Genomic DNA, 8,280 nt, shown 5'->3' on the forward strand with positions numbered 1-8,280 from the left:
ATCTTTAAGTAAGACATGTATAAAATTATTTTGCTCTTGGATTTTGCCGAAGAGTACAGTAAGAGTTTATTAAAAGGAATATCAAAATATTCTGCTGAGCAGGGACCTTGGTCCTATTGCCGAATGCCCCTTTATTATAGGGAAACGATTGGTATTAAGGGTATACTCGACTGGGCCAAAGACTGGGGAGCAGATGGAATCATTGGTCAATTGTACAACGAAATTGACTTGGACCTCCTCGTCGACTCAAAGATCCCGGTAGTTGCACAGGATTTTAAAGAGCGATTTACAGAAATTCCGAATATTACAGGTGCCTACCACGAAGCCGGTGAGATGGGAGCCGCTTACTTTCTGAAAAAAGGTTTTAAGAATTTCGCCTTTTACGGTTTCAATGATATCGTTTGGTCCAGGGAACGGGCAGAAGGTTTTGAAAAGAAGATCAATGCGATGGGCTACAAAGTAAATTACTTTGAGCACAGAAAATCCCGTTCTACAGATTTGTGGTACTACAAGAGTAACTCTTTGAGCAAATGGCTATTGTCTTTGCCAAAACCCATTGCCCTCATGACATGTGATGACAACCAAGGGCTACACATTACCGAAGCTTGCAAGCAAAATAAAATCCGGATTCCTGAAGAAGTTGCTGTTTTGGGGGTTGATAATGATGAAATGCTTTGTGAATTATCAGATCCTCCACTATCTAGCATTGGCTTGGATATAGAAAAAGGGGGCTATGATACTGCCAAGTTAATGGAGCAAATGATCCAAACCAGTGCATCAAATTTTTATGATATCCGAGTGAAACCTACCCAAGTCATCACCCGGCAGTCTACAGATATTTATGCAACCAACGATGACCATATCGCTTCATCTTTGAAATATATCCATAAAAATATTGAGAAAAACCTTCAGGTAGAAGAAGTAGTAAAACAAGTACCCCTTTCCAGAAGAAGTCTTGAAAAGCGTTTTTTGCAAATTACAGGCTACCCCATTTACAAATATATTTTTAACCTCCGGATAGAAAAATTTACCCAAAAACTTCTTGAAACAGATCAAACTGTTTTTGAGATTGCCATGGACCTAGGCTTAAATGACAGCAAAAACATTGCTAGGCAATTCAAGCAAGTAAAAGGATGTAATCCTATAGAATACAGAAAGCGGTACCTTGCTGGGAAATAAGTCTTCCGCTCACTTTGCCATCTAAAATATCTCCTACCCAATACACCACCAAATAATCCCTCACAACCGTTCATATAATGCCATTATTTTGAATGGTACTTTTTAGTTCCCTAAGGTATACTATAAAAACATACCCGAAATATCTTCAACCTTTATTCTTTTCCCAATTATGAAACATTTAGATAAAAAAACCATTCTATCAATTATTATTGTCGGTATGTCTCTGGCTACCGCATGGGCCATACGTGGACAGTTTGGGCACGAACAGGGTGCTGCCTGGGCGGGCGGTATTGGTTGCTTGAGTGTGATTATGCTGGCCAAAAGAGAAGATTGGTATAACAAAGCAATTAAAGCAGCTTTTGCAGGAGCTGTGGGCTGGGGTTTTGGAGGTATGATGAGCTACGGGATTCTTGTGGGTTATGGCAAGGGGACTGAGTTTTTTAACGTTTATTACGGTCTGTTTAGTCTTTTTATCGTTGGTGGGCTGTATGGATTAGTAGGTGGTGGACTTTTTGGGCTTGCCCTAGCAGACAACCCGGAGAAAAAAGTAAAATGGCATCAATTGGTGGTAGAAATGGCAGTGGGGGGGCTGATTTTTTATTTCCTTATGGTGGAGCAGTTGGGTTTCGCGATGACTCCTCCAAGGTCAGAAGCATGGGGCATATGTGCAGGCTCCGGCTTGGCACTAATTTATTTCCTTTCAAGGAATAAGCAATTCAGTGCTTTAAGGGTCGCTATTTATGCAGGCCTAGGTGGTGGGTTTGGGTTTGCCTTCGGAAATTTCCTTCAAGTTTTAGGAAATGTAGCACAAATACCTTTTAACATGTGGAATGTAATGGAATATTCACTTGGTTTTTTTGGTGGAATAGGCATGGCTTATGGCACATTTACCTCTTCATGGAAAGTAGAAAATCGAAACACAAGGTTTACCTCCACTAACCTGATCATTCCAACCTTAGGGCTGTTGTTATTAATTCCATTCTTTGTTTGGCATCAATCATTTTTAATGAAGGACAATACCGAAACATTGGCTACGATTGTAAATCAGCCGGAAACTTGGAGGCTTGTGGTTCAATTAATTGCTTTATTTATCGTTTTAGTTCTTTTTATCTATTGGATGAAAATTAGCTCAGGAAAAAAGAAGCTTGAAAATACCGCTTTTACTAAGAAGGAAATTTCCTTATTATTTATTAGCTATTTTGGGTCTTATATTGCTTACACCATACTACTTACAGGATCGTTTTTAAGTTTTTACAGAATTGAGCAGTTCTTGTATATTGTGAACTTTGTGATCATACTTGCTCTGATCCCGGGTAGTCAAGCGCATTTTATTCCCCGTCCTGCTAAAACCAACACTTGGACAAAGATCCTGCTACTGATGTTGGCCTTTTTTATATTGCTGGCCTTTATTCTTATCAATAGTCATGGGGAAATCGGAAATGCACACAAGAGGTTTGAATGGCTTTAATGTGCATAGCAAGCATTAAGCGATAAGTTTAGATGTTAGAATAGTTCCTATATTAAACTGAAAACGTGCGGAAAGATATTGCTTAAAACCAGATGATTCTATGAGATTCTTATAATTAACAAAAATGGCAATAAATCTCACTACGGCAGTTGGTCTAATGCTTCTGAAGTTGAAGCAATTTCAGCAATCAATAAAGTTTGAAGCATAATTTACTTCAAAATATAATTTCATTTATCGGAAAGGCCGGAATTTTTTTCCGGCCTTTTTTTAGTTGTTATAAGTCAAAATTGGATAATTATCACTTATCTCATGTCTAGCCCCGGAACCTTTTTTTTTGATGGTGTATCATCGCACTGAATTTGTCAACCGTTGCCTCGCTCACTACTTCGCTAGATTAATACAATTGAACAAATTCAAAATCTTTCTCAAAGGCTATTTAGCCCGTTAAATCATTGCCTTTATATTTAAGCGTAATTTCACAAAGATTGAAAAGACATGAGATCTAGTTGGGATCACTTGACTAATAGAAGCCCTGAAGAAAAAACTAGGACTATTCACCAGAATTGTTAAATGGAATAACGAAGTTGCAATGGATCGTATATCTCGGGTTAAAAAATAGGCAAAAAAAATCCCTGCTGGAACCAGCAGGGATTTTATATAAATAGAGTATCCGCTTTTTAAAAAGGATTATTTGTCCCTTGGTATAACCATGGTTTAGACCATTGGCTGTCAGCACCAAAGTTACCGGAAAATTCGGTGACTTCCAGATTATTCAATGCAGCATTTATATTGTCTGTATTATTGTTGTACTCATCATTACCATATTGGAATCTGATGGCTACCTGAGGTTGAGGAGACAATGGACCAGCCTCTAGATCAGGATATCCGGTTCTTCTGTAATCAGCAAAAGCTTCTGTACCATTGGACCAGTTGGCCACCCATTTCTGGGTCAATACCTGCTCCATAGAGTTATCAAAAGCCACTTCGTCAATAAATTCTTCATACATGTCGCTTTTACCCCAAGCTTCCAGAGACTGTTCTATCCCCATGTTGTAGTGCATTTCAGCATCTCCCACATTCCATCCTTTTAGTGCCGCTTCAGCAAAGATGAAGCTAACTTCAGCCGCAGAGATGATTCTGGCTTGAAGGATATCTCCTGCCTGACCAGCCGTAGCATAGTAAGGATCCAATTGGGAAACATGTAGGTTTTGTGTTCCCTGACCCGGAATCGGGTTTCCATTGTAAGATTCAGGCGTAAGGATAGAAGGTGGTAACCCTACGTAAAGATCAGAATTATAATCCGCCATGTTTGGGTTAAAGTGCCGGGTAAACTTCACATCTGCATATTCCTCTTCAAACTGATCAAAGGTATAGATAGACTCTATAGGCTCACCGTTTGCTCTGATAAAGTCTTCTGCCGCAACACTAAGGGTCTCATCTTCTACCCATTGTACCCTTACAGAGTCAAAGAATACAGGAAGCCTAGGGTCATTGGTCATGGTTAGCTGATCAATGAAAGTCTGACATGCTTGATATCTTTGAAAATCATCAGGATTAAGTCTTACATGACGTGTTATCCAAATGTCATTGGCTCCACCTGTATAATCCAAAGTAGCATCCTGATCACAGCTTTCAATATAAATACCACTGCTATAAATAGCTTCCACTCCAGCTTTGGCTACATCCGGTTTCTTTTCAGATAACCGCATATAATACCTTAACAATAGTGAGTTGGTAAATCTTTTCCAACTATCGATATTTCCCCCATAAAGGAGATCATTCCCACTAGTAACTCCCTCATTGGATGCTGAAGAAAGTAAATTGGCAGCGGATTGCAAGTCTGCAATAATGCCATCATAAATCACTTCCTGGCTATCAAATTTAGGGAATTGAAATTGATCGCTTCCCTGATCACCTTTTAAGGCATCCATATATGGTGCATCCCCCCAAAGGTCAGCTATATTACCAAAAGCAAAAGACTTCATGGTAAGGCCTACTCCTTGAAAGAAATCATTGTCAAGTTCTTCACCTCTGGTAATCATCAGATTGTTGGTTCTTAAGATATCATACCATCCCGTCCAACTTTTGGATACCCATTCATAATTGTTATGACTACTGTACCAACCATTTTTCTGCGTGTATTGCATGGCACCGGCAAGGTCATTAAAGCCTAAACCAAGGTAGCTTTGGGCAGAAGATGACAATACCGAAGGCATCAAAAGGTTTGGATTGGCGTTGGCCGGGTCAATACCATATGGGTTGGTATTGATCTCACTGAGTTGGTCATCACAACCGGTGACCAGTATAAGTCCCAGGAGAAATACGGCTATCTTTCTAAATTCAAATAAATTTTTCATGATATGTAAATTAAGGACTTTTAAAGATTGAAATTAAGCTTGAACCCTACAGGAATACTCCACGGCATCACATTTTGACGCTCAATTCCTTGGCGGAAAGAAGAACCTGAAGCCCTAAATGCTCTCTCTGGATCAATACCTATATCCGCTTTTGTCCACAAAATTATATTTCTGGTATAAACAGAGAATGTTGCATTTCTGAATACACTAAAATTAGGGATTTTATAACCTAGAGACAATTCTCTTAATTTCACAAAAGAAGCATCAAAAGTTACTTGCTCATTAAAGCTCCAAGGGTAAGTATTGGTGATAGGGTAGATATTGGTACCGGATCCACCTAAGTGCTCCTCATATACATCATCTGCATAGTTATCCGGTGTATCAGCTCCGGCAGTTTGAATCACACCTGGCACAAAAGCTCCGTCTGATCCATTTTCATCAATTGCAAAACCACCGGTTTCGGCAGTATGTCCACCAACTCTAGGGAAATTACCTGGTTCTGGGATGATATATTTTTCCGGATCTGATTTTAACAGCGCCACCAATTCATCTTCAGAATAGTTGCCTCCCGGGATCAGGTTATCCAATTGCCTTTGTGATTTCCAATCAGACTCTCCATATCTGTAGGTGAAAGACATGAACTCACCACCTTGTCTCCAGTCAAAGCTAGCATTCAATACAAAGCGTTTGTAACTTAGTCCTGTTTGCATACCTAAAATAAAGTCAGGGTTGAAGTTACCAACTTTTCTAAGGTCTTCATCTGCAGACAATCGTTGCCATTCTCCTGCACTGCTTAATACAGGCCATTTGTAATATGGGGAAGAAGGGTCTTCTACCTGTACAAATCCTCTACTGTAAAGGTCACCTATTTGATCACCAAGGAAGGTAATTGCTCCACCACCATTATCACCCCAAAGTGTAATTCTATTAAAGTTTTCTACAAGCTCCAATACACTGGTTCTATTTCTGCTCCAGTTCATGTCTACATCCAGTTTCCAACCATTTCTGTCCAATGGCGTACCACCAAGACTAAGTTCTATACCTTTACTTTCGATCAAGCCGGCATTGATCAGCCTGCTGCTAAATCCTGAAGAACGAGGCAGGTTCACAGAGAAAATCTGGTTTCTGTTTTCGATCACATAATAAGTTCCGGAAAATCTCAACTTATTGGCAAACATATTCAAATCTATACCTGCTTCAATAGAAGTAGCCTCTTCCGGTAAGAAATCAGGGTTATTAATTCCTGATCCTAAGGAAGCAACATTAATAGAGTTATAAGTACCGGTAGAAAGGTTTTGAACCAACCTGTAAGGGCTGGTATCATTACCTACTTTTGCCCAACCTACTCTGGCCTTTAACATATCAATCGTTTCTGGAAGGTTTAGCGTGTAATTGGCCAACCAACTTAAGGAAGCAGAAGGATAGAAATAAGAGTTATTATTTAAAGGAAGCGTAGAAGACCAGTCATTTCTGGCTGTCAAGCCCAAATACAATTGGTCAGCATAACCAAAAGAAGCCAATCCATAAATACTATAAATTCTTTTTTCAGAATATGAATTGCTAATAGATCTATTTTCTGCAGGAATGTTTTGTGCATTATAAATGCCTGGAACAACAAGTCCATTATTCCTGTCTCCCCCTACACCTATATTAGCTGAAGACCCAATTCTACTCATGATATTACCACCAGCAGAGGCATTGAAATCCAATTTGCCAAAGTCATCGTTATAGCTCAACAAGAAGTCAGCATTAGACTCTTGATTCAACATATCAGTGTTATAATATCCGCCTTTAGCCATTCGACTATAGCTATAAGGTATCTTGGTTTCTCTGTTTTCGTCAGAACGATCCAATGAATACCTTGCCATGAAATTCACTTTTTCAGAGATTTTATAGTCTAAAGAAACATTTCCGTACACCCTGTCTCTTCTGAAGGCATTCTGGATACCGTAGGCAATGAAATATGGATTGTCTCCATTAGGAGTTCTAATCTGCTGAATTTCTTCTTGACCCGGCACCCAAATATCGCGCATCTGCTCAAAGGCTATATAAGAAGATGCATAAATTGCCTCTAATGGGTTACCCCTTCTTTCACCTGTACTTGGTCGGTCATTGGACTTACTATTGGTGTAGTTAAAATTCGTATTCAAAGTAAGGTTTTCCAAAACATCATAAGATAAAGAAGCGGCAATACTATTTCTGAACAAGTCAGAATTTGGGATCATCCCCTGATGCATCATATTACCATAGGACACCCTGTAAGTAGCCTTATCATCTCCTCCACTTATAGCGATGTTGTTATTAGACGTTATCCCGGTTTGCATGAAATCTTTCATGGCATTAGGATAAGATTTTAATTCAGTAGGAATCACGTTTCCGTTTTCATCTACAGGGCTATTCCATTGTTCTGCCATATTACCTGCATCCAACTCTGGTCCACCCCAATAAGCTGATCCATCATTGAATACACCTTCTCTGTTACCATTGGCATACTTGTAATGAAAATCAAGCAATCTGGATGGTCTTTCAAATACGTTGCTCGTAGAGAAAGATACACCCATACTTTTTCCTTTGCTTCCGGATTTGGTCGTAATGATTACTACACCATTACCGGCTCGAGTACCATACAATGCTGCAGCACTGGGACCTTTAAGCACACTGATATCTGCAATATCATCAGGATTAATATCAGAAATTGCATTACCATAATCGACCTGATTTCCATTTCCATTTTCCCTGTTATTATTTAGTGAGTTCGACATAGGAACACCATCTACAACAAATAGTGGTTGATTGTCTGAAGTAAGGGAAGAAGCTCCTCTAATCACCATACTGATAGAAGAACCTGGACCACTGGTCTGATTAATGGTTACACCAGGCATTCTCCCAGCAAGAGAACTCAAAACATTTTCCTGAGAAACCTGTGTAACATCTTCAGCCGATACTGTAGAGACATCATAACCCAAAGAACGTTGGTCTCTTTTGATACCCAATGCAGTTACAACTACTTCATTCATAGCCGTAGCTGCTTCTTCCATACTCACATTGACACTTGTTCGGTTACCTACAGTAACTTCTTGACTTTCAAAGCCAACGTAAGAGAATACCAAAATTGAATTTGGTCCGGCTACGTCAATACTATATGATCCATCAATGTCCGTTACCGTTCCATTGCTTGTTCCTTTTTCCAAAATAGTTACTCCAGGTAAGCCTGAATCATCTCCTGTGGAAGTAACCTTTCCGTTGATAGTTATTGCAACCATCTCCTCCAATTCT

At 39.4% G+C, this 8,280-nt stretch carries 4 protein-coding genes; 2 read left to right on the forward strand and 2 right to left on the reverse strand.

The features are described from left to right. Nucleotides 1-15: 15 nt before the first annotated feature. Both AAC037_RS13610 and AAC037_RS13615 read left to right on the forward strand, forming a co-directional pair. Nucleotides 16-1,179 carry a DNA-binding transcriptional regulator gene (locus tag AAC037_RS13610; protein ID WP_339903504.1) on the forward strand — a complete coding sequence of 388 codons (1,164 nt, stop codon included), beginning with the start codon at nucleotides 16-18 and terminating at the stop codon, nucleotides 1,177-1,179. A 169-nt stretch (nucleotides 1,180-1,348) separates the two neighbouring features. Further along, nucleotides 1,349-2,647 (forward strand): hypothetical protein, encoded by a 1,299-nt coding sequence (locus tag AAC037_RS13615; protein ID WP_339903505.1) that lies wholly within the window; start codon nucleotides 1,349-1,351, stop codon nucleotides 2,645-2,647. A gap of 677 nt (nucleotides 2,648-3,324) precedes the next feature. Here the strand turns inward: AAC037_RS13615 and AAC037_RS13620 are convergent. Next, nucleotides 3,325-5,004, reverse strand: a complete 1,680-nt coding sequence (locus AAC037_RS13620; protein ID WP_339903506.1) for a SusD/RagB family nutrient-binding outer membrane lipoprotein — start codon at nucleotides 5,002-5,004, stop codon at nucleotides 3,325-3,327. Nucleotides 5,005-5,024: 20 nt separating this feature from the next. Then, a partial coding sequence (locus AAC037_RS13625) for a SusC/RagA family TonB-linked outer membrane protein (RefSeq protein WP_339903507.1) occupies nucleotides 5,025-8,280 on the reverse strand: 3,256 nt, incomplete at its 5' end.

The sequence above is a fragment of the uncultured Cyclobacterium sp. genome (assembly GCF_963976465.1).
Taxonomy (GTDB): domain Bacteria; phylum Bacteroidota; class Bacteroidia; order Cytophagales; family Cyclobacteriaceae; genus Cyclobacterium.

Coding starts and splice junctions, on each gene's coding strand:
- AAC037_RS13615 (WP_339903505.1), top strand. CDS start 1,349: ATGAAACATTTAGATAAAAAAACCATTCTATCAATTATTATTGTCGGT.
- AAC037_RS13610 (WP_339903504.1), top strand. CDS start 16: ATGTATAAAATTATTTTGCTCTTGGATTTTGCCGAAGAGTACAGTAAG.
- AAC037_RS13620 (WP_339903506.1), bottom strand. CDS start 5,004: ATGAAAAATTTATTTGAATTTAGAAAGATAGCCGTATTTCTCCTGGGA.